Here is an 18,943-nt window from a genome sequence, read left to right as displayed (position 1 = left end):
TGCGCGTTCGCTGCGGGGCAACGAAAAAGTGTCGTTATCAGCCTAAATCCCCAAAACGTACCTGTAAGGCGGTGATGGCGGTTAATGCCGTGGTTTCAGTACGCAGTACCCGTGGTCCTAACAAAATGTCCGCAAAGCCATCTTCTCTGGTCAGATTAATTTCTGCTTCGCTCAGGCCACCTTCCGGACCGATCAACAGACGCAGGCGGTTGACCGGTAGTGGTAGCATATTAATACGCTGTTTTGCCCGCGGATGCAGATTAAGCTTTAACCCTGTCTCCGGCTCCGCGCACCAGTCTTGCAACGTCATCACTTCGCGAATTTCCGGCAGCTGATTACGGCCGCATTGCTCGCAGGCACTAATGGCAATTTTACGCCATTGCTGCACTTTTTTGGCCTGACGTTCCGCGTCCAGCTTTACGCCACAGCGTTCTGACAACAGCGGAGTGATAATGTTTACACCAAGCTCTACCGCTTTTTGAATGGTAAATTCCATTTTCTCACCGCGTGACATCACCTGACCAAGATGTAAATGAAGCGGTGACTCGCGATTGTCTTCCTCGGCACTCTGTAACTGTACTTTGACATGCTTTTTATCGGCATGGGTAATGAACGCATTAAAAGTCAGATTACTGCCATCAAACAAGGTTAAGGCCTCGCCGGGCTGCATGCGCAGTACCCGGGCAACATGACTGGCGGCGTCTTCGCTTAAGGTCACACTGCTGCCTGCTGTCAGCGCCTGTGGGTGATAAATACGCGGTATTCGCATGGTCATCCTGAAGTGTTATACCACGCATGGCGCGGTGATGAATGAGCAGTGATGCATAGTGTAGGGGAGGGGTTTTACTGCTGGCAAGCCCACAGCGCCCAGACTGGATGCTGATTTGGCTCACACCCCGAGGCTGACAGCGGACCAGGCCGGAATTTACTGAATCTGATGGCCGGATCATGACAGAGAACAATGGGTGTGTCTGTAGAAATATGTGCGGCGAACCCTGGGTCAGGCTAGCGGATGCCAGGTTGTGGTACGGATTCTGATTTCATGGCCATCACGATGATCTTTCGCGTGCGGTTAACCTACGTTGAACTGGCCTGGTTGCAGGACGCCGCCGCAGTGTACACAGTGATAGCGGGCGTCTCCCCGTATTACCCGGTTGTGGCGACGTAAAGTCAGTTGATGCTGCTGACAAAGGCAAAAGTAAGGAAAGCTGTGGCTGCGTACCGAAGTGACGGCAAACTGATGGGTACGTCGGGCGCGGACCCTGAGCACGCTCTCCATCATCCATTTCCATTCTGCACCATGGGGGGCAACCCGACCAAAATGTTTCCACACCAGTAAGTGGGCAAGTTCATGAGGCACGACCTCCTCGATGAAGGCCTGCTGATTTTCCATTAATAGCACTGGATTCAGACGGATTTGCCATTTTTCCAGCCAGGCGGTGCCGGCGGCCATACCGCGCTGGTTATAGCTAAGATGAGGCAATGGATAGTGTTTTTCCAGCTGCTGGTTTGCCCGCAACAGATTTTCACGCAGTGCATGCAGCAGGGTCTGCTGAAGGGCCAGTGGTGGGGCGGGTGATTTCATGGTGCTCAGCATACGCGGACAAAAGTCCGGCTGCAATTGCCAGAGGCTGCAGCTGCAGCCTCTGGTCGGGAGCGATTTATTGCTGACCGATATCGCGCAGTTTTTTACCGCTCATCAGGTTACGTTCAATATGCTCCAGCGTCACGTTTTTGGTTTCCGGGATCAGTGCAATGGTGATCAGGATAAACAGGACGTTAAGGCCGGCATAGACCCAGAAAGTCGGGGCATTGCCCAGGGTATTCAGCATGGTCAGGAAGGTGGCACCGACAATCATATTGGCGATCCAGTTGGTTGCCGTAGAAACGGTAATACCAAAGTCACGTCCTTTCAGCGGCTGGATTTCAGAACACAGTACCCAGATTAGCGGTCCGGCACTCATGGCGAAACCAACAATAAACATCAGCAGCATGGCAATGGCAAAGTACTGCGCACCTGGCGAATGAATGCCTAAGTGCAGCATGGTGCCAAGAATGCCCATGCCGGCTGCCATCACCAGAAAGCCGAGGATAAGGGTTGGTTTGCGTCCCCAGCGGTCCACCAGGCCAATGGCAATAAAGGTTGCCAGCACGTTGACCAGGCCAACAATAACCGTTCCCCACATCTGTTCAGTGGTATTGGCAAAACCGGCAATTTCGAAAATTTTTGGCGCATAGTACATGATAACGTTCATGCCGGTGAACTGCTGCATAACCTGCAGCAGCACGCCAAGAAATACCGCACGCCTGAAGTGGCTGTTGCTCTGGAACAGCTGCAGGCCGGACTGTTTGACTTTCAGACTTTCACGAATTTCATCCAGTTCACGTTTGGCCTGTTCGCTGGTGTCACGCAGGCGGTCCAGTACCCGTTGTGCATCGCGAAAATTGCCTTTTGCCGCCAGCCAGCGTGGACTATTAGGCAGAAAGAAGACGCCAATCAGCAGCAGTATTGCCGGAATAATAATGATACCCAGCATCCAGCGCCAGGCGCCGGCGGCGCTGAAAGCGGTATCAGACAGATAAGCCGCCAGAATGCCGATGGTGATCATCAGCTGATAAAGGGAAATCATACTGCCGCGAATTTTTTCCGGTGCAATTTCGGAAAGATACAGCGGGGCGGTATAGGAAGCGACACCAACGGCCAGACCCAGTACGACGCGGGCGGCAATCAGCATTTCCGGATTAGGGGCCATTGCTGACCATAGCGAACCAATGACGAATAATATTGCGCCTGCCATCAGGCTTTTCTTCCGTCCAAGGTGTGACGACATCCAGCCGCTGCCGATAGCGCCGACCGCTGCGCCAAACATCATGGAGCTGACTATCCACTCCTGTTGATGGGCGTTAACCGTAAAGTCTTTTGCAATGAAGGGTAATGCCCCGGCGATCACGCCAATATCTAAACCAAACAACAGTCCGGCTAATGCGGCAAGGAAACAAACAAAAAAAGTCATCGCTTTGTTCGATGTTTTGCTTGTTTTTTTATAATCAGGCATAACGCCTCCATGTAAGTAAACGGCATTTTGTTTTTATCAATGTTAGGAAAAACCAGCGCGGAAGAAAGTGCGATAGATCACACTAATGTAATCGGTTACACTCGCTAACGTACTGCTTCACAGTACTTTTTCCAGCTCTGGCATGAATAACCAGTATGGGATAATCCCCCTCGTGATTTTGCCATTATGCCGTCCGGTTACTATCAGATGACACTGAAAATAACGCAATTTTACAATATAATAAATTAAGAAATTAAGATAAATTCCTTATAAATCATATAGCTATTAATTGTAGTCGTTATCATTATCACCATACAGGATTAATACAGTGTAGAGTCTGCTGGCGAACTTGACAGTAATTGACACAGGAAATGTTGTTGCAATAAAAAGGGCGCTTATGCGCCCTCAGGAGATGCGTTCACTAACAGGATTTAGCGGCCGGCGGCCTCACGTAGCTGCTCAGCTTTGTCGGTTTTTTCCCACGGAAACGCTTCGCGGCCAAAATGACCGTAAGCGGCGGTAGCGCGGTAAATCGGATGCAGCAGATCCAGCATCTTGATCAGTCCGTATGGCCGCAGGTCAAAGAATTCACGTACCAGCAGGGTCAGCTGCTCATTGGCAATTTTACCGGTACCGAAGGTTTCAACCATGATAGACGTCGGCTCGGCAACGCCAATGGCATAAGAAACCTGAATTTCACAGCGATCTGCCAGGCCGGCAGCGACGATGTTTTTTGCTACGTAACGCGCGGCATAAGCCGCTGAACGGTCAACTTTAGACGGATCTTTGCCGGAAAAGGCGCCGCCGCCGTGGCGCGCCATGCCGCCGTAGGTGTCAACGATGATTTTACGGCCGGTCAGGCCACAGTCACCCATCGGGCCACCAATAACAAAGCGTCCGGTAGGGTTGATGTGATATTTGGTGGCGCTGTTAATCCATTCAGCAGGCAGAACCGGCTTGATGATCTCTTCCATGACGGCTTCCTGTAGCGCTTTCTGACTGATGTCTTCAGCATGCTGGGTGGAAAGCACCACGGCATCAATTCCGACGATTTTGCCTTCGTCATACTGGAAGGTGATCTGGCTTTTCGCATCCGGACGAAGCCACGGCAGGGTGCCGTTTTTACGCACTTCCGCCTGGCGCTGTACCAGACGATGGGCATAGGTAATGGGGGCAGGCATCAGTTCGCGGGTTTCGTTAGTGGCATAGCCAAACATCAACCCCTGGTCACCCGCACCCTGTTCAAGAGGATCGGCACGATCCACACCCTGATTGATATCGGGTGACTGTTTACCGATAGCGTTCAGTACCGCGCAGGAATTGGCGTCAAAGCCCATATCAGAATGGACATAGCCGATTTCACGCACGGTATTCCGGGCGATTTCTTCAATGTCGACCCAGGCGGTGGTAGTGATTTCACCCCCCACCAGTACCATGCCGGTCTTGACATAGGTTTCACAGGCAACGCGGGCTTTAGGGTCCTGTTGCAAAATGGCGTCGAGAACAGCATCAGAAATTTGATCGGCGATTTTGTCAGGATGACCCTCTGATACGGACTCGGAGGTGAAAAGATGTTTGGCCATTAATTCTTTACCTTACTTTGACGAGTGAGAAACAGACTGCATGGCAAGTGGCAAGTGGCAAAGGCCAGAGCCTCCTAAGGCGAAACCCGTAGCAGTACCAGTTCAAAACGCGTAGAAGTTAATCAGTATAGATGGATTAACTTCTGGATGGCTATTTTAAATGACCGGCTCAGGCCATTACCAGCGTTTTTTGTTGTAATGACGTAACCCTATACCTTTGAAGGAATAATTTTTTCCCGCCGGTGCGCCAGACCTATTTTACTTTTGCAATTTAGCGCGACCCGCGGTATAAATCGCCGCTGTCTTGCGGCGCGCTGCTGTTCCACCGCAGGCTTATGCTGGCATTCCCCCGCCAGTTTTCACCCGCTCATAAACCGCATGCCACGCTGTGTGTGGAGGTGATAAATCTGATGAAGCAGGCGCTTTCTCTTAGCCGCTGTGCCAGCAAACCGGCGCGCATTGCTCTTCTTCTGTTGACCCCTGACCGTGCTCTATGCCATTTCCGCGTTGCGGTCATGCGGCGGACACGCGTGTCGGCTAAGCTCAGCCTGAGTCTAAGCGCTGATACGCCTGAGGGCATCTGAACCTGAGTGTGTTCCTGATGCGTTATTGCGACCGTTTCACGCAGTCTGATGACGTGATTTACAATGATATTAGAGGTGAATGATGTCTGACGACATAAAAAAGATTAAGCGTTCGTCAGCAGGCGAACAGGGTGAACTGCGCTCCATGCAGGAGGTAGCGATGAATGATAAAGACGCCAGCAAGATGCTCAGGACCTATAATATCGCCTGGTGGGGTAACAACTATTATGACGTCAACGAGCTGGGGCATATTAGCGTTTGTCCCGATCCGGATGTGCCAGAAGCCCGGGTTGATCTTGCGAAACTGGTGAAAGAACGTGAAGCCGACGGGCAACGCCTGCCCGCGTTGTTTTGCTTTCCGCAGATTTTGCAGCACCGCCTGCGTTCAATTAATGCCGCTTTTAAACGCGCCCGTGAGTCTTACGGCTATCAAGGCGATTACTTTCTGGTGTATCCGATTAAAGTTAACCAGCATAAGCGCGTCATTGAGTCATTGATCAATTCCGGTGAACCCCTGGGGCTGGAAGCCGGTTCCAAGGCCGAGCTTATGGCGGTACTGGCGCATGCGGGTATGACCCGTTCGGTGATTGTGTGTAATGGCTACAAGGATCGTGAATATATCCGGCTGGCGCTGATCGGCGAAAAAATTGGTCACAAAGTGTACCTGGTGCTGGAAAAAATGACCGAGGTCAAGCTGGTACTGGAAGAGGCTGAGCGACTCAATGTGATACCCCGGTTGGGGATTCGCGCGCGTCTTGCTTCTCAGGGCTCGGGTAAATGGCAATCCAGCGGCGGCGAAAAGTCCAAATTTGGTTTGTCCGCCACTCAGGTGCTGCAGCTGGTGGATATTATGCGTCAGGCCGGACGGCTGGAAAGTCTGCAGCTGTTGCATTTTCATATGGAATGGTTCGAAGCCGCCGACTTAATTGTTAAAGGAATGGAAGGAGCGATTAACGCGAAAACCGTAACCTATGACTTCGAACGCCTGATGGAAGGCGCTAAGTTGCTGAAATGCAGTGAATTTGGCGACGCGATTATCGCGAATATGTAACACATCCAGCGCAACAAAAAACCAACATAGATGTTAAATTTATGTTGGTTTTCTTCTTCTCAAATCCTTTCCCCAAAACTTCCCCAAAACTCTTCCCCAAAACTGGCTATAAAATATGCTGTTCAGACGGCTACAACCGTCCAGTCTTTTCCACGGTCATCATGGTATTTTGCCGTCTGTTGAGGTGACTTGTGACCGAGTAATTTTTGCGTATCGATCCCCTGAGCCTCATACAGTCTTTCTGACAGTGAGCGCTGTTCGTGAAATGTGGGTGCTTTTCGGTCAGGCCATGAAATACCGGTACGATTTCTGGCTTTTTTAAATGTGGTGGTGATGGAGTTAGCCGAAACCCGATCACCCCTCGTGGCCTGCGATGTACTGTGCCGGAAATGTACCAGGTATTTACTGACTACGGCATCGCGGCATTTAGCCACAACCTCACGCAGGGTAATATTCAGCGCTTCACAACGCAGTGACAGTGGTAACGCCACTTTGGCGCCAGTCTTTTCATGCTCGACGTGAAGCATATCATCCCAGATGTCGGAGAACTTCATCCGAGAAATATCCCCAATGCGTTGTCCGGTGACGACGGCCAGCAGCATCGCACACTGAAGGTAGGGCGGGTGGTGCTCAGCCGCGGCGTAAATTTCTTTCCACTCTTCGAGGGAAAGGCGCTCGCGTATTACCCGGTTACGCGGCTGACGTGTGGCCTGTGCCGGATTGTAGCCAGGGGGAACATGCCCGGCGTGCTGGGCTTCCTTGAACACGTCGATCAGCGTAGTCCGGACAACCTGCGCCATACGATTGTAGCCCTGGGCTTTTACCGCATCCACAACCTCCGCGATTTCCAGCGTGGTAATATCTTTCAGATACATCATCCCGGAGTGCTGGCGTAGCAGTTCAACGGGCTTTTTCTTCTGTTTTACTGAGTTCAATTTAATATCTCCTGTTTCAAGTCGTTCCTGCTGGATAGCAAGGTAGCGATCCAGCCAGGTTGTCACGGTGATAAATTCTCTGGACTCACGCATACGGGCGATTTTTTCGTTAACGCTGAGGATCTGCCGGGTGCGCTGTTCCGCGATAATGTCGTTGGCCTCACTGGCGACCTGTCTGGCTTCTTCAGCATCAGTACCGAGGCTGTGAAATTTACCCGTTACAGGGTGTTTGTATTGCCAGTACACGCGTCCGGTACGCTTATCCAGCTTTGAGTACAGATTAGGGATGGTTATTTTATGGGTTCGTGGTCTGGCAGCCATCTTCAATAATCCTTCTCAGCTTGGGGTTTGCGGTCGGTGCGATTTTGGGCTCAGCTAAAATGCCGATAAACCGGGCTTCACGATCAATCATCCACTCTCTGCCAACCCTTCTGGCTGGTGGTGCCATCATGTGGCCCTTGGCATATTTTTTTAATGTGCGAAGGCTGGGGGCTAAACTTCCAAATTCTTCCGCCGCCCATTCTTCCAAGCTCACCATTCTGGCCATACTCGTACCTCATACAGCCGGTCAGTAATTTAGCTCTGACCGGGCTTTAAAACTGATTATCAAAAATCACTTGCGATCGGCTTTCAGCATGACGACTGAAACGCCGGTACCGTCAAACTCGTTATCAATTAATCCAGACCAGCTAGATGACCAGCCGGGCAAAATATCTTTTTTCCACATACTTCCGGGCAGGATGGCCACAAGACGGCCGCCGGGTTTAACGAGGCTGGCAGCAGATTCCACATGCGCTTTGGCTCGTCCTTCGCTGAACGGTGGGTTCATTACCACTTTGTCAAAGCGGCTGCTGGTGGCTTCGGCCCACTGGATGAAATCAGCCTGTTCGACGGCGTAACCTTTCGCCTCCAGTACCCGACAGTGAAGCGCTGATATTTCAACACATTGGGTCTGGTCTCCCGGCATCAGTACGGCAAGGTTTCCGGTGCCGGCACTCGGCTCCAGGCAGGAATCGCCATGCTGAATATCGGCTTCGGAAACGGCCCACTCAGCCAGCGATTCAGGGGTAGGGTAAAACTGGTGCGACTGATGATCAGGAATACACCCGGACGCTATAATTTCACCCAGCACCCGGGCGGGGTCATAGTCGAACTCCCAGATGTTGATATTTTTATTTGGACCCGCTTTAATCAACACGCCGCCGATGGTTTCCAGTATTTTCCCCGCCTGACCCCGGATCGCTTTGTCTTCGTCGCGCCAGTCAAATCGGCGGTTGTACGGATTGGTAGTCAGAGGCTGTGTCGGTTCATCCCAGCGGTTACGATGAATCGGGGTGTGACGTTCTGCCTTTAATCCCGCCAGCACTTCCAGAACGGCGAAGGGGAGTGGCTTGCTCATTAGCGCGAAATCTTTCAGCTTTCTCTTTGGCTTCTGGCGGAATTGTGGAGGGATTGCCAGCGGGTACAGGTGCGCCAGAATGCAGTTAAGCCGCCAGGCCATATCCGGGTGCACTTCGAGGTGTGCTGTACCTTTCAGATATGCACGGACACGCAACGCGCCACCGTCCAGCACCAGCCATTCACCGTGCCGGCAACGGGCTTCCTGTAGTGCGTCGTCGGTTACACGCCAGCGGGGTTCATCGCGTCCCATGAATTTCGCGATAACCTGCCGTAGATCCTGGATATAGCCGCTCATATCATGATTGGTTGTTCCGTAGTCGTTGAACACTCGCGAGAGGATCATGCGTTTGCCGAAACCTTCCGGCCTGTTGGTAACGTGGTCGCCGGAAAGAGCGCGAAAAATGCCATCTACTCGCTCGGAGAAGAATTTCTGGCGTGAGTTAAGCAGTTCCATGATTGTTGGTCGCACGGTTTCTTCTTCGAAGTCGGGCGTTTTCATTTCCCGGATCTGCTCGTTCCACTCTGTGCGCCGATTGTTCGGCATATATTCGTACACGTCGGTCATGTTCAGGGCTTTTTGCCAGAATGTTGCATTCAGGCTGGCGATAGCGCCTTCGAGTTTAAATAGATTACTGACACCGCCGAAATAATGGCGGCGATTATGGTCCTGATTACCGTCCAGAAAATGGTGTACTGATGCATGGTGCGTGTTAATTAACCCGGACATCATTTCTATATCGGCCCGGAGTTGTTTGTACTGGCCGATTAGTGAATCAACAAGGTCGGAAGAAGCTGGGGCGAAAAACGCCCCATCCGACAGTTCTCCGTACAGGATTTCTGTCACTTCACTCATAATCCACCAACATTTTTTAGCTCTGGCAACAACACGTAATCGCAAATTTCCTCAATGTGGGATTCGCACTTATCCTCGTCAGTCCGTGGTCTTATATCGGTTTGCTTTGCCTGTTGCAGGATAACGCCCCAGCAAACACTATCGACCTCATCACTCCAACCATCGCAGGCCGTCTCGCGGAAATACTCGATAGCGTCCTGTGCTTCTTTCTGTGCTCGCTCTGCTGTGTTGTGGTTAGTGAAACCGCCGTCTGTGTCATAAGCGAAATAACCAACGGGTTGAGAGGCGACTTCCCGATGTGAGTGTGCAGCGCAAGGTGTTATCGTATGAACGTCTGAATATTCACCACCGCCGTCGCTATATTCCATCACGCAGCCACATTTTGATTTGCCGTTCACGAATACGATTTGGGTAGTCATGCTTTATGTTCCTGCTTCAATGCTTCGGTTAGAAAATCCACCCCTTTTTGATATTCCGCGAGAAGCTCCAAATCCGTAGCGGAAGTTTCTTTCCATGACTGCATTTCGTTCAGCCTGCCTATCCAACATGGAAGAAGGTAATTTTCGAGATAAATTCGACGTTCTTTGATCAGCTCTGGAGAGGCATCATTGACGTAGAAATGTATTTGTTTAACCGCCGGGTAGAGGGATATCATGCTCATGCTGAAACCCTCCGCTCGAAATAGACGTACTGGTTAACAGCGCCGATTGGCATTTCCAGTTTTTCGGCAATATCCCGGCGGCTTACACCTTCGCAATGCAGCTCCCGCGCCAGCTCGATATCTGCTTGGCGGTATTTTGCTGACTGGTGGTAATCCCCGCGAAGGTACAGCCTGATACCTCGCTCACGGGCTTTTGCTCTAACTGCTGCGCCCGTTCTGCCAATCAGCCGACCGATGCTCTCTACAGTCATAGTTCCGGCACACTGGCGGATGATCATGATTTCTGCTCGAACCCATCTGCTCATACCGCACCGCCTTCGATGTGGCGAAACCAGATACACACCGGGCCATCTTCAGTGTCGTGGATTGATCCGATAAACCAGCCTTCGCCGGCAGGTGGTTCTGGTTGCCATTGGGTGAACGAACCGTTAATTTCGTATTCAGCCTGAGCCAGCTCATAGCCACAAAAACACAGCTCGTCCATTGAGTATTCCAGCCCGTTAATGGCCAGCCACTCGTTAAATTCAGCAGCAGGAACACCCTCACGGTCTCCGCATAGCGCATCGAAAGCCGGGTGAGTCCAAAATCCGTATTCGTCGTCACGCTCTACAGGAACAGCGGTAATTGGAATCATGCTGTACGCTCCTGCTTTTCGGCTTTGAGTACCATGCGAGAACCATCGTCCAACTCCCAGGTGATTTCACCGCCTTCCGCCATAACCAGTTGCCAGACCAATTGTGCGGCCTCATTCGTTACGTCGCGTCCACGGTCACTACCGACACGCAGGCGCCCTCCTCCTTCCAAATCGCGCATTTTTGCCAGCATGATGGTCTTTGTTAACGGAGAGAATCCGAGTTGAAGTTTTGCCGTGTTGCTCATTGGGCGGCTCCTTTTCTCTCGACTGCGAGACCAAGAAGAAACGCACTGTCATTTTTGTGTTCGCTGCATGCCCAAAACACTTCATCATCACCACGAAAAATATCTACCTGTACCGTAGTTTTGAATTTCGCTACCGCACCACATCGACACTTAGCGGAGGTATTCTTTTTCTTGGACAATACATCACCAATTCTCGGATATTTGCTCATGCTGCACCGCCTTGTGCATCCAGCCATTCAAATACATTCCAGTATTTCGACCAATCCGGCTGGCCGTAATCGTCGGCATCGTCATCCCATTCGCCGAGAAATGGGTTTTCGCATACAGAGGTGAGCCATAAACCGATAGCTGGAGACTCAGGGTTGCTCTCGAAGATTTCTGCAATTCGGGGCCAGTGATTGACGTAATCCTCGTTAATGGGGAAATCTGCGAGATATTGGCGAATGCACTGTGCAGCGCGGGCATAGTCGTCCCGAACGACAATCATGTTGTCGTATGTCATCGCCAGCACGGCGCGGTTGTATTCGGGTATATCCATACGCTTTGGCAGAGGCCAAATTTTGTCGATCTGCCATGTGTAGGTGTTTCTGGCTATACCCAGGTAACGCATTGCCATATCGTTCCAGACGGCCGGGCCGCTTCCCCAGCCGTTGCTCAATTCTTCCATTTCTTCGGTTTTCTCACCCGGCCATACTGAAATTACGGTTGTGACGCTCATTTTTTCATTTCCTTTAATTTTGTGGGTTTCACTTCCGGAGGCTGCTCGGTAATGCCGTGGTGCCGCCGGTACCCGTTCCGCATATGCCAGATGATTTCTTCGGTGTGGTCTTTGAAGTCATCGGGTTCTGTTCTTCTGGGGAACAAAAGACTGCTGAATTCGTCGCTCATATCTCTGTCTCAGTGGGCGGCCATTGCTGGCCGCATCCCGGTTAGCGCACTTGCAAAGATTCGGAGCCGACTTCGAGGTGAGCGCCTTTAATGTTTTCACCTGCCTCGATGGCCTCTTTAATTTTTTTCTTATCTGGTGCGACGACGGTGGCGACATCAACCAGTTCGTCGGGAAGCTGATCCACGTTGTCGATCACTACAGAAATTGAACCCTTGCGCACGGTGAGAGTGTTGCGTTCAGTTTTGAACGTTTTGAGTTCAGCGGCCTGTAAGCATTTCAGAATGTAGGTTTTGAGGTTTTTGGCCTGGCCCTCAAACGATTTCTTACGGTCGCTGAGGCGCTTCACTTCTTCGTCTACAGTCTTGGCCTGGCCTTCAAGGTTGCGGACCAGTGTCATAATCCCGTCAAATTTGTCACCCAGCGCCAGTTCTTCACCTTCGATGGTGTCGGCAATGTCCTCCGGGGAAAATTCCCCAGCTTCAACGAGAGCCATCAGTTTGGTCATGTTGGCGGCGATGGCGATTGCGGTAGTGTTCTGGCTCATGCTGATTGCTCCTGATTTTCTGTAAGGGTTTTGATACGTTGATCTTTAATCTGTGAGAGGCGGCGTAAGCGGCCTGACAGGTACTTGGCGTGTTCACTGTCACCTTTGGCTTCAGCCGCTTTCCGGTGTACTTCCACTTCACGCGCCAGGGTGTCGAATACCTTCTTGGCTTCGTTGGGGCTTACGGCGCTTTCGATGGTGTTTGCTACCCGGGTCAGTTTCTCGTCCAGTTCATTGCGCAGACGGCTAACGTCCTCTGCTTTTTCGCTGGCATTTTTAATAGCGAACTCGGTTGCGTTTTCCTGCTTGTATTCGGCCTGGTCATACAGCCCCAGCCACACATCAGCAGAGAAGCCCAGAAGGGAGAGAGCCTTTTTGATTGCATCGGTGAGAGATTTTTTCTGTGCTTCCCCGTCACAGGTAATTCCGTGTTTGGTTTTGTACAGATATTTAGTTGCGCCGTAGGCTTCAAAGCGTTCCGCTACGCCATCGTCTCTCAGGTACCAGAAAGCGATTTTGATGCTGTGGTTTTGCTCGGTGATAAGCGTGCCGTCACCGTCCCGCAGCAGGCGGTTTCCGATAAATTTCTTATCTTCGTAGATGGCTTCGCTCATTGGTGCGCCGGGGAGCATACGATCTTCCAGAACTTCGAAACCCCAGCCAGTGCCGATAGGCCCGAAAATTTCGGTAGCTCGCATGATCATGTACTCAGCATTGATGCTTGTACCTTCGAATCCAGCGCCAGCAAGGTCTTTGGTATAACGGGGATCCGTGCGCATTACGCTGCGCCAGATTTTCATGTTGTCGCCTTTTTCAGCGAGATCATGCTCCAGTGCTGCACCAATGGACTGGAAAGTAGTGGTGGAAGGCTGTACCGCCGCTACTTCCGTTTTTTCGACTTCATTTGAGGCGCTTTTTTCATCGGTTTGCGGCTGCTCTGGGGCGAGCCCTTCAATGCTGAAACGTCCGTTCCCGAGGTTATTGATACCAGGTTGATCACTGTTGGTTTGCTGCTTAACTGGTGGCGCATCCTTCAGTGCCTGGTATTCTTCTTTGGTGATCTCGATGCAGCCCTGTTCAATAACGGCTTCGAGTTTAGCCAGCTTGTTGGCACGGCCGGGCTGGCCATCGGCGGTGCGATAGTAGAATGGTCCAGTACGCTCTACAGGTGGCGCAGTTTCCACCGTCCCTGTTGCTGACACATCATCAGAGTGTTGCGTCGCCACTGTAGAAGTTTCTGGCGATTCAGATTCCAGTGGGCCAGTTGATGCCGCCGTGTTCTGTTCGGTCTCATCGTCTTCGTTCTCCATCTTGCCGTTGGCTTTGAGGTATTCGGTGATGTAGCGTTTATGTGATTCCGGGAAGCGGTATGTATCGACTGCCGGCACATTGCGAACTACGCCGAAAATAGTAGGGCGGTCGTATTTGAGAATATTGGGCTGGGTGCGGAGTTGGATAGACCAGCGTTTAAAGTCTTCGCGATCCTCTTTGATGATGCCGTTAGCCCAACGGGTAATCGATGGCTGCGGGGTGTTCGGGTCAACATCGCCAGCCCAGAGAGCAGAAGCGATCTCAACGTCCAGCGTTTCGTGTGTGTGTTTATAGGGGCGTGGTACCACGACAGCAGATGGTTCAGCAGCGTCAGTATCAATGGCATTGATTGCACCTTCTTTTCGTTCTTCTTCGTGACTTTTCAGCCATCCTGCAAGTGCCGCTTTTATTTCCGGCCATTTCTTATTAGGGGCGCAGTTAACACGGATATACTTGATTGCTTCCAGAACGCGTTCCGGGTACATGGACACGATTGCCGGCATCTTGGAAATAGCGTCGGTAATATGGCTGTCAAACGTTGATGAGTCGCCCTGCTGTAATTCAATAGCTGCACCAAGTTGATCACTGGTGATTTCAGTCGTGTTGTATTTCACCAGTACGGCGACACGCACTGATGGCTGTAGCTTGTCAAAATCAACGGGGCTGGCCTGGACGTTCGCTACCGGGTGGCCCAGATCGTCGTCCCATTCGTGTTCGAATAAAAAGGTTTCATCCCATTCTTCGGTAGGGCAGGGAATACCGTCCGCTTCGGCATACATGCGAAATTCAAATTGAGAATCGTCACCATCCGGAAAGGCTTCCATGAATAGCAGCGCTGCTTTCGCTTTTGCCTGTTTATCATTTACGGCCTCAAAAGCATGGGCGATTCGCATTTCGCCATTTTCTTCAGCAGCTTCTTCAAGGCCAAACCAACAGCCAATATATTTAGACATTTTCACCCCCGTTATTTACGGTTTGATAAGTTTCATTTAATTTTTTCAGTACGTTTTCAGGTAATACGTACGGAAGGTTTTGTTTATCGCAAATTTTTAATTGGCTTATTACGTAAGTCGCCATTTCCTCTGTAGTGAGATAACCCTGAGCGATTAACTCGATAATCATTTTTTGCATTGCACTTGGCGCAATGCTTAATGTGATTTCATCACCGTTTGTCAGTGATAGTTTTTTGAATGCGAGAGTAATATCCAATTTATGGCTCCTCATTTATCAGATTAAGCACTGAATAAATGCTTATGCTGATAAATGCCCCGCGCTAACGGGGCGTATAAATTAGTGTGTCCGTGAAGATGCAAACCCGGCACTAAAGGCATTTTTATAAGCAGCATATGTACCGCTTTCTTTTTCAGCTTCGTGAAGCTGGATATGTACACTTGTCAGTTCATCAACTGCCTTGTGAACACAACCGTATTGACCGAGAACGTAGCCGCCATCGAGAACAACGGTTGTGTTTGATGGGGCAGTGTGAATTACTCCGGTGATAGAATCTTCACAATTGAATAACGCCAGTTCGTTATTAATGGCGGATAAGCTGAGATTAATAATGCTGATGGTTTTCATATTTGCTCCTGAAAAAAGATTGTGGAATTACCTGCCGGATAAACGGCATATTAAAAAAGTGCAACTAACAACTATAAATCGCGGCTGGAATCAGACCCGCATACGTCAATCTGAAACATAAAAAAAGAAACTAAACTAATTATTGCAAATGCCAGAATAATAAATATGAATCCAGTTATGATTAAAATGGTCTCCATTATTAATACTCCGCTGGTGTTTCTTCTCCCTGATGAATGATTTTTTCAACAGGGTAGCAACTGCCTTCAATTTTTTGCTGATCCGCAGCTTTCAAGCATTCGGTGTAAGTCGGGAACACTTCAACCACACTGTCCTGAACTTCCCCGGTCGTAAGATAAGTGGTCAGCACCAGAGCGAAGAGAGTTCCTGTCATAGGTTAAATCCGTATTTGACGTTATCTCCAAGGATCCATTCATATGTGAATGACTCAATAGTCGCCTGCTGCTTGTCTGCATCACAGACGGTTTCATCACCCTGAATTTCGTAGATACATTGCAGATCGCTAACTTTCACATCCTGATATTGCTTAACCATTGCCTATCTCCTGTGTTGTGCCCTTGTCGCCAGGCTGGCGGAACGTGTTATCTGAGAAATCACTGTGTGGTTTCGATGGACTAAATTTAGAATAACCTAAGATTTAGATCAATAGAAAAAATGTAGAAAAACCTAAATTATTGAGCGTAGAAAGTTAACTGTATGATTTGGAAGGTGTTTATTTTTTTTGCGGGCACAACAAAACTCTCATAGGAAACGAGATTGAGTAGAGGAATTGGCAGTTATTTTTTCTGGGAGCGTTTGCGAGCTTGTAGTAACTCGTCAAAAAGACGGCTGAAATTCTCTACTCTGGCTCGTAACTCGCTTAACTGTGCCTCTTGCTCAGATGCGGGGAGCGCATCGAACAGTTCGATTAGCTCTTTATGTTGAGGGGATAACTCTTGGATTTGGGGCTGCACTGGGTCTGTGGGGGCTTTGTCGTCGTCACCAAACATCAGCCATGTTGGATTGCACTGAAGGGCCTTGCTGAGCCCGAAAAGCCGCTTTCCCGCAGGCTGCGTCTCATCGCGCTCCCATTGAGAAATAGTTACGTGAGCCACCTGGACCAATTTCCCTAAGGCAGCTTGAGATAGCTTTAATTCTTTACGCCTGCGCAGCAGACGGGAGCCAAAAGTTTCGTTTTGCATATTAGGTTATTCTAAATTTTCTTTACTTAGGTTTCTCTACGATCTAATCTTCTTAAGAAAACCTAAGGGAGAGAGTGAAGTGCTCAAAAGTGACGCAGTAAAATTTTTTGGTAATAAGACGAAATTAGCTATGGCCGCTGGGGTTAAACCTTCATCCGTGTCTGTTTGGGGGGATTTGGTTCCAGAAGGTAAAGCTATGCGCCTTCAGATCGCTTCCGGCGGCGTTCTGAAATATGACCCGATTGCATACGACCAATATAAGGCAAAGCGCAAAGGTAAAGTGAATCATGAAAATCAGTCCTCCGATTGATGCCGTCGCCGCCGAGCTGGAACGATGGGCACAGGTGGACGGCTGGAAAACTGTTGGCCTGGCAGTTGCCGAGCAGTATCACGCGGCTGGCGGGGGTGACATTTTACCAACTGCTGATTCCGAAAATGGACTCAGCAACGCGACGCAGCGTGTAAAGCGTATTTTCCGTGGGTTCGATGGGCCGAGATATGCACCTCAGGCTGAGGGGTTGAAGTCAGCAGCATTGGCAGCCTTACCAACTGAACGACGCGCACGCGTCTTGCGTCCACACAGTCCTGCTTATCTGGTCGCTGTGGCAACCAAAGAATTTGTTGATGCGATTAATGCAATAAACCTTGGTGCCGCACCGACGGAAATATTACGGGAAGCAGACGAAGCTATTTCAGCAATACGAATTGCAGCTATGACTGCTGCTCGCGTAACAGTAACGCCAAATATTGGCATTCAGTAACGATGAAGTAACGCATAGTGCGTTACAGGTGGGTTTCATATATGGCTTCAAACTGGATCAAGGTCGAAGTAATTACACCTGATAAGCCAGAGATTTTCCTCATCTCTGAAAAACTTAATATTGATCCCGATATGGTACTCGGAAAATTAATCCGTTTGTGGGTATGGGCAGATCAACAAATAGCAATCTGTAACGATGATAGCGTTACAGATATGGAACACGAGGAAAGAAAGGGTAACGCATCTGTACTGAGTAAGATCGCAATAGATCGCATCGCTTTTATGCCTGGCTTTGCAGATGCTCTTATTTTTGTAGGTTGGCTTGTACAGGATGGTGATTCTCTTTATTTCAAAAATTTCGAGAAACATAACGGGAAAAGCTCTAAAAATCGGGCGCTTACAAATGACAGGGTGAATAAAGCTCGTAATTTGAAACGCAAGAGAAACGAAAACGGTAACGCATCGAGCGTTACAGGGTCAGTTCAAAAAGCGGTACCAGAGGAAGAGGAAGAGGAAGAGGAAGAAAAAGATAAAGAACATGAAAACATATTGCCTGATGCTAATGAAAATCAGCATCAGGCATCGGAGGTTGTTTTTATTTCACTCCCGTTATCTGACGGCAAAAGTTTTTTTGATGTAACCGAAAGCTACTTTCTTGAGCAGGTTGCGTTGTATCCAGGAGTCAACATCGAACAGGAATTTCGCAATATGTTGGGTTGGTTAAACAGTAACCCGGCAAAAAGGAAAACTCCGCGTGGAATTAAGCGATTTATCACTACGTGGCTGCAAAACAGCCAGGATAAACCGAGAAGCTGGCAGTCTGGTAGACCTGCGCAAAGAGACGTTAACCAGATTTCTCAGCCAAATAACACCATCCCACCAGGCTTCAGGGGGTAGGCATGAAAAATACATCCGACTTGTTGAAACGACTCCAGCGACTTATGCCTGCTGGTGTTCAACCGCGATTCACAACTGCTGAAGAATTATTGGCCTGGCAGCAGGAAGAGGGGCGTAAACGCTCTGTCGAAGTGGACAAGCTAAACAACAAGGCTCGGACAGAAAAAATATTCGGTCGATCGGGGATTCAGGATTTGCACCGGAATTGCACATTCAAAAATTATCGTGTCGAGAATGATGGCCAGCGCCATGCGCTGACGATGGCGAAAAGCTATGCGCAAAACTTTGGCAGCGGGTTCGCCAGTTTTATATTCAGCGGCAGCCCCGGTACAGGGAAAAATCATCTGGCGGCCGCGATAGGTAATTTTCTGCTGAAACAGGAGCGATCAGTGCTTGTGGTCACTATTCCAGACCTGATGTTGCGCGTGAGGGCGTGTTACGACGGCGGAGGCTCTGAGGCTGCGCTGATTGATGATTTATGCAAGGTTGATCTGCTGGTGCTGGATGAGGTCGGTATACAGCGTGAGAGCCGTGGGGAAATGATAATTCTCAACCAGGTTATCGATCGCCGCCTTTCCGCTATGAAGCCGGTTGGTGTGCTTACTAACCTGATTCCCGATGAACTTGAACGCGTATTGGGAGCCCGGATTATGGACCGTCTGACAATGGACGGTGGCATGTGGGTGAATTTCGCGTGGGAGAGCTACCGCAACAAAGTAACTCACCTGCGCTTAGTAAAATAAATTGAGGAAATATAGATAG

Annotated in this window: 26 protein-coding genes and 2 pseudogenes; 6 read left to right on the top strand and 22 right to left on the bottom strand. The window is 49.9% G+C overall.

Annotation, left to right across the window (positions count from 1 at the left end; translation table 11 throughout):
- Positions 1-37: 37 nt before the first annotated feature.
- The 4 genes from rsmE to metK all read right to left on the bottom strand — a co-directional run bounded on the left by rsmE (position 38) and on the right by metK (position 4,639).
- Positions 38-769 (bottom strand): 16S rRNA (uracil(1498)-N(3))-methyltransferase, encoded by a 732-nt coding sequence (rsmE, locus tag BL249_RS09520; protein ID WP_099707161.1) that lies wholly within the window; start codon positions 767-769, stop codon positions 38-40.
- 303 nt (positions 770-1,072) lie between these two features.
- Positions 1,073-1,585 (bottom strand): SprT family zinc-dependent metalloprotease, encoded by a 513-nt coding sequence (locus BL249_RS09515; protein ID WP_099707311.1) that lies wholly within the window; start codon positions 1,583-1,585, stop codon positions 1,073-1,075.
- Between the two features lie 76 nt (positions 1,586-1,661).
- Positions 1,662-3,056 carry a sugar porter family MFS transporter gene (locus BL249_RS09510; protein WP_099707162.1) on the bottom strand — a complete coding sequence of 465 codons (1,395 nt, stop codon included), beginning with the start codon at positions 3,054-3,056 and terminating at the stop codon, positions 1,662-1,664.
- A 431-nt stretch (positions 3,057-3,487) separates the two neighbouring features.
- Positions 3,488-4,639: a methionine adenosyltransferase gene (gene metK / locus BL249_RS09505; protein ID WP_099707163.1), complete on the bottom strand. Its 1,152-nt coding sequence runs from the start codon at positions 4,637-4,639 to the stop codon at positions 3,488-3,490.
- A gap of 666 nt (positions 4,640-5,305) precedes the next feature.
- On the opposite strand from metK, the pseudogene BL249_RS09495 reads away from it, so the two are divergent.
- Together BL249_RS09495 and BL249_RS19485 are read left to right on the top strand one after the other, a co-directional pair.
- Positions 5,306-6,124 (top strand): annotated as a pseudogene (locus BL249_RS09495) (arginine decarboxylase); the annotation flags it as partial.
- Positions 6,119-6,274, top strand: a pseudogene (locus BL249_RS19485) (NADP-dependent isocitrate dehydrogenase); the annotation flags it as partial. The pseudogenes BL249_RS09495 and BL249_RS19485, both read left to right, overlap by 6 nt.
- A gap of 122 nt (positions 6,275-6,396) precedes the next feature.
- On the opposite strand, the gene BL249_RS09490 reads toward BL249_RS19485, so the two are convergent.
- The 18 genes from BL249_RS09490 to BL249_RS09415 all read right to left on the bottom strand — a co-directional run bounded on the left by BL249_RS09490 (position 6,397) and on the right by BL249_RS09415 (position 16,524).
- The gene (locus BL249_RS09490; protein WP_099707165.1) at positions 6,397-7,530 is read right to left on the bottom strand and encodes a site-specific integrase; all 1,134 of its coding nucleotides are present in this window, start codon (positions 7,528-7,530) and stop codon (positions 6,397-6,399) included.
- Positions 7,505-7,756, bottom strand: coding sequence for an excisionase (locus tag BL249_RS09485; protein ID WP_099707166.1), 252 nt, complete (start codon positions 7,754-7,756; stop codon positions 7,505-7,507). The genes BL249_RS09490 and BL249_RS09485 overlap by 26 nt, the downstream gene beginning before the upstream one ends.
- Before the next feature lie 66 nt (positions 7,757-7,822).
- Positions 7,823-9,463: a DUF4942 domain-containing protein gene (locus BL249_RS09480; protein ID WP_099707167.1), complete on the bottom strand. Its 1,641-nt coding sequence runs from the start codon at positions 9,461-9,463 to the stop codon at positions 7,823-7,825.
- The gene (locus BL249_RS09475) at positions 9,460-9,882 is read right to left on the bottom strand and encodes a hypothetical protein (protein WP_099707168.1); all 423 of its coding nucleotides are present in this window, start codon (positions 9,880-9,882) and stop codon (positions 9,460-9,462) included. Before BL249_RS09475 ends, BL249_RS09480 begins: the two co-directional genes overlap by 4 nt.
- Positions 9,879-10,124 carry a hypothetical protein gene (locus BL249_RS09470; protein ID WP_099707169.1) on the bottom strand — a complete coding sequence of 82 codons (246 nt, stop codon included), beginning with the start codon at positions 10,122-10,124 and terminating at the stop codon, positions 9,879-9,881. The genes BL249_RS09475 and BL249_RS09470 overlap by 4 nt, the downstream gene beginning before the upstream one ends.
- Positions 10,121-10,429, bottom strand: a complete 309-nt coding sequence (locus BL249_RS09465) for a DNA-binding protein (protein WP_168174300.1) — start codon at positions 10,427-10,429, stop codon at positions 10,121-10,123. Before BL249_RS09465 ends, BL249_RS09470 begins: the two co-directional genes overlap by 4 nt.
- On the bottom strand, positions 10,426-10,758 hold the full coding sequence (locus BL249_RS09460; protein ID WP_099707170.1) for a hypothetical protein: 333 nt from the start codon (positions 10,756-10,758) through the stop codon (positions 10,426-10,428). The genes BL249_RS09465 and BL249_RS09460 overlap by 4 nt, the downstream gene beginning before the upstream one ends.
- Complete coding sequence (locus BL249_RS09455; RefSeq protein WP_006118873.1) at positions 10,755-11,003, bottom strand: DUF7446 family protein; 249 nt, start codon at positions 11,001-11,003, stop codon at positions 10,755-10,757. The genes BL249_RS09460 and BL249_RS09455 overlap by 4 nt, the downstream gene beginning before the upstream one ends.
- Complete coding sequence (locus tag BL249_RS09450; protein WP_099707171.1) at positions 11,000-11,212, bottom strand: hypothetical protein; 213 nt, start codon at positions 11,210-11,212, stop codon at positions 11,000-11,002. The genes BL249_RS09455 and BL249_RS09450 overlap by 4 nt, the downstream gene beginning before the upstream one ends.
- On the bottom strand, positions 11,209-11,721 hold the full coding sequence (locus BL249_RS09445; protein ID WP_099707172.1) for a hypothetical protein: 513 nt from the start codon (positions 11,719-11,721) through the stop codon (positions 11,209-11,211). The genes BL249_RS09450 and BL249_RS09445 overlap by 4 nt, the downstream gene beginning before the upstream one ends.
- On the bottom strand, positions 11,718-11,891 hold the full coding sequence (locus tag BL249_RS18970) for a hypothetical protein (RefSeq protein WP_158233111.1): 174 nt from the start codon (positions 11,889-11,891) through the stop codon (positions 11,718-11,720). Before BL249_RS18970 ends, BL249_RS09445 begins: the two co-directional genes overlap by 4 nt.
- A gap of 41 nt (positions 11,892-11,932) precedes the next feature.
- Positions 11,933-12,436: a siphovirus Gp157 family protein gene (locus BL249_RS09440; protein WP_099707173.1), complete on the bottom strand. Its 504-nt coding sequence runs from the start codon at positions 12,434-12,436 to the stop codon at positions 11,933-11,935.
- Complete coding sequence (locus BL249_RS09435) at positions 12,433-14,700, bottom strand: exodeoxyribonuclease VIII (RefSeq protein ID WP_099707174.1); 2,268 nt, start codon at positions 14,698-14,700, stop codon at positions 12,433-12,435. The genes BL249_RS09440 and BL249_RS09435 overlap by 4 nt, the downstream gene beginning before the upstream one ends.
- Positions 14,693-14,956, bottom strand: coding sequence for a hypothetical protein (locus BL249_RS09430; RefSeq protein ID WP_006118878.1), 264 nt, complete (start codon positions 14,954-14,956; stop codon positions 14,693-14,695). The genes BL249_RS09435 and BL249_RS09430 overlap by 8 nt, the downstream gene beginning before the upstream one ends.
- 81 nt (positions 14,957-15,037) lie before the next feature.
- Entirely contained in the window at positions 15,038-15,325 is a 288-nt protein-coding gene (locus tag BL249_RS09425; RefSeq protein ID WP_099707175.1) for a DNA breaking-rejoining protein, read from the bottom strand.
- A gap of 199 nt (positions 15,326-15,524) precedes the next feature.
- Positions 15,525-15,716 (bottom strand): DUF1482 family protein, encoded by a 192-nt coding sequence (locus BL249_RS09420; RefSeq protein ID WP_168174301.1) that lies wholly within the window; start codon positions 15,714-15,716, stop codon positions 15,525-15,527.
- Complete coding sequence (locus BL249_RS19135) at positions 15,713-15,877, bottom strand: hypothetical protein (protein ID WP_006118880.1); 165 nt, start codon at positions 15,875-15,877, stop codon at positions 15,713-15,715. The genes BL249_RS09420 and BL249_RS19135 overlap by 4 nt, the downstream gene beginning before the upstream one ends.
- 242 nt (positions 15,878-16,119) lie before the next feature.
- Positions 16,120-16,524 (bottom strand): helix-turn-helix domain-containing protein, encoded by a 405-nt coding sequence (locus tag BL249_RS09415; protein ID WP_016192095.1) that lies wholly within the window; start codon positions 16,522-16,524, stop codon positions 16,120-16,122.
- Positions 16,525-16,603: 79 nt separating this feature from the next.
- Between BL249_RS09415 and BL249_RS09410 the strand changes: the two genes are divergently transcribed.
- The 4 genes from BL249_RS09410 to BL249_RS09395 are packed head-to-tail and all read left to right on the top strand — an operon-like array spanning position 16,604 to position 18,924.
- Positions 16,604-16,834: a Cro/CI family transcriptional regulator gene (locus BL249_RS09410; protein ID WP_044243761.1), complete on the top strand. Its 231-nt coding sequence runs from the start codon at positions 16,604-16,606 to the stop codon at positions 16,832-16,834.
- A complete protein-coding gene (locus BL249_RS09405; RefSeq protein ID WP_099707176.1) occupies positions 16,812-17,285 on the top strand; it encodes a toxin YdaT family protein in 474 nt (157 codons plus the stop codon). The genes BL249_RS09410 and BL249_RS09405 overlap by 23 nt, the downstream gene beginning before the upstream one ends.
- A 41-nt stretch (positions 17,286-17,326) precedes the next feature.
- Complete coding sequence (locus tag BL249_RS09400; protein WP_099707177.1) at positions 17,327-18,181, top strand: hypothetical protein; 855 nt, start codon at positions 17,327-17,329, stop codon at positions 18,179-18,181.
- Between the two features lie 2 nt (positions 18,182-18,183).
- Complete coding sequence (locus BL249_RS09395) at positions 18,184-18,924, top strand: ATP-binding protein (RefSeq protein ID WP_099707178.1); 741 nt, start codon at positions 18,184-18,186, stop codon at positions 18,922-18,924.
- The last annotated feature ends 19 nt before the right edge of the window (positions 18,925-18,943 follow it).

The sequence above is a fragment of the Erwinia sp. OLFS4 genome, assembly GCF_002752165.1.
Taxonomy (GTDB): Bacteria; Pseudomonadota; Gammaproteobacteria; order Enterobacterales; family Enterobacteriaceae; genus Izhakiella.
The sequence above is the reverse complement of the archived record's forward strand: the minus strand, read 5'-3'. Positions and strand labels throughout refer to the sequence as shown.

Excerpts from the sequence above, each read along its gene's own strand:
- rsmE (WP_099707161.1), bottom strand. The coding sequence starts at position 769 with ATGCGAATACCGCGTATTTATCACCCACAGGCGCTGACAGCAGGCAGC.
- BL249_RS09515 (WP_099707311.1), bottom strand. The coding sequence starts at position 1,585 with ATGAAATCACCCGCCCCACCACTGGCCCTTCAGCAGACCCTGCTGCAT.
- BL249_RS09510 (WP_099707162.1), bottom strand. The coding sequence starts at position 3,056 with ATGCCTGATTATAAAAAAACAAGCAAAACATCGAACAAAGCGATGACT.
- metK (WP_099707163.1), bottom strand. The coding sequence starts at position 4,639 with ATGGCCAAACATCTTTTCACCTCCGAGTCCGTATCAGAGGGTCATCCT.
- BL249_RS09490 (WP_099707165.1), bottom strand. The coding sequence starts at position 7,530 with ATGGCTGCCAGACCACGAACCCATAAAATAACCATCCCTAATCTGTAC.
- BL249_RS09485 (WP_099707166.1), bottom strand. The coding sequence starts at position 7,756 with ATGGCCAGAATGGTGAGCTTGGAAGAATGGGCGGCGGAAGAATTTGGA.
- BL249_RS09480 (WP_099707167.1), bottom strand. The coding sequence starts at position 9,463 with ATGAGTGAAGTGACAGAAATCCTGTACGGAGAACTGTCGGATGGGGCG.
- BL249_RS09475 (WP_099707168.1), bottom strand. The coding sequence starts at position 9,882 with ATGACTACCCAAATCGTATTCGTGAACGGCAAATCAAAATGTGGCTGC.
- BL249_RS09470 (WP_099707169.1), bottom strand. The coding sequence starts at position 10,124 with ATGAGCATGATATCCCTCTACCCGGCGGTTAAACAAATACATTTCTAC.
- BL249_RS09465 (WP_168174300.1), bottom strand. The coding sequence starts at position 10,429 with ATGAGCAGATGGGTTCGAGCAGAAATCATGATCATCCGCCAGTGTGCC.
- BL249_RS09460 (WP_099707170.1), bottom strand. The coding sequence starts at position 10,758 with ATGATTCCAATTACCGCTGTTCCTGTAGAGCGTGACGACGAATACGGA.
- BL249_RS09455 (WP_006118873.1), bottom strand. The coding sequence starts at position 11,003 with ATGAGCAACACGGCAAAACTTCAACTCGGATTCTCTCCGTTAACAAAG.
- BL249_RS09450 (WP_099707171.1), bottom strand. The coding sequence starts at position 11,212 with ATGAGCAAATATCCGAGAATTGGTGATGTATTGTCCAAGAAAAAGAAT.
- BL249_RS09445 (WP_099707172.1), bottom strand. The coding sequence starts at position 11,721 with ATGAGCGTCACAACCGTAATTTCAGTATGGCCGGGTGAGAAAACCGAA.
- BL249_RS18970 (WP_158233111.1), bottom strand. The coding sequence starts at position 11,891 with ATGAGCGACGAATTCAGCAGTCTTTTGTTCCCCAGAAGAACAGAACCC.
- BL249_RS09440 (WP_099707173.1), bottom strand. The coding sequence starts at position 12,436 with ATGAGCCAGAACACTACCGCAATCGCCATCGCCGCCAACATGACCAAA.
- BL249_RS09435 (WP_099707174.1), bottom strand. The coding sequence starts at position 14,700 with ATGTCTAAATATATTGGCTGTTGGTTTGGCCTTGAAGAAGCTGCTGAA.
- BL249_RS09425 (WP_099707175.1), bottom strand. The coding sequence starts at position 15,325 with ATGAAAACCATCAGCATTATTAATCTCAGCTTATCCGCCATTAATAAC.
- BL249_RS09420 (WP_168174301.1), bottom strand. The coding sequence starts at position 15,716 with ATGACAGGAACTCTCTTCGCTCTGGTGCTGACCACTTATCTTACGACC.
- BL249_RS19135 (WP_006118880.1), bottom strand. The coding sequence starts at position 15,877 with ATGGTTAAGCAATATCAGGATGTGAAAGTTAGCGATCTGCAATGTATC.
- BL249_RS09415 (WP_016192095.1), bottom strand. The coding sequence starts at position 16,524 with ATGCAAAACGAAACTTTTGGCTCCCGTCTGCTGCGCAGGCGTAAAGAA.
- BL249_RS09405 (WP_099707176.1), top strand. The coding sequence starts at position 16,812 with ATGAAAATCAGTCCTCCGATTGATGCCGTCGCCGCCGAGCTGGAACGA.
- BL249_RS09400 (WP_099707177.1), top strand. The coding sequence starts at position 17,327 with ATGGCTTCAAACTGGATCAAGGTCGAAGTAATTACACCTGATAAGCCA.
- BL249_RS09395 (WP_099707178.1), top strand. The coding sequence starts at position 18,184 with ATGAAAAATACATCCGACTTGTTGAAACGACTCCAGCGACTTATGCCT.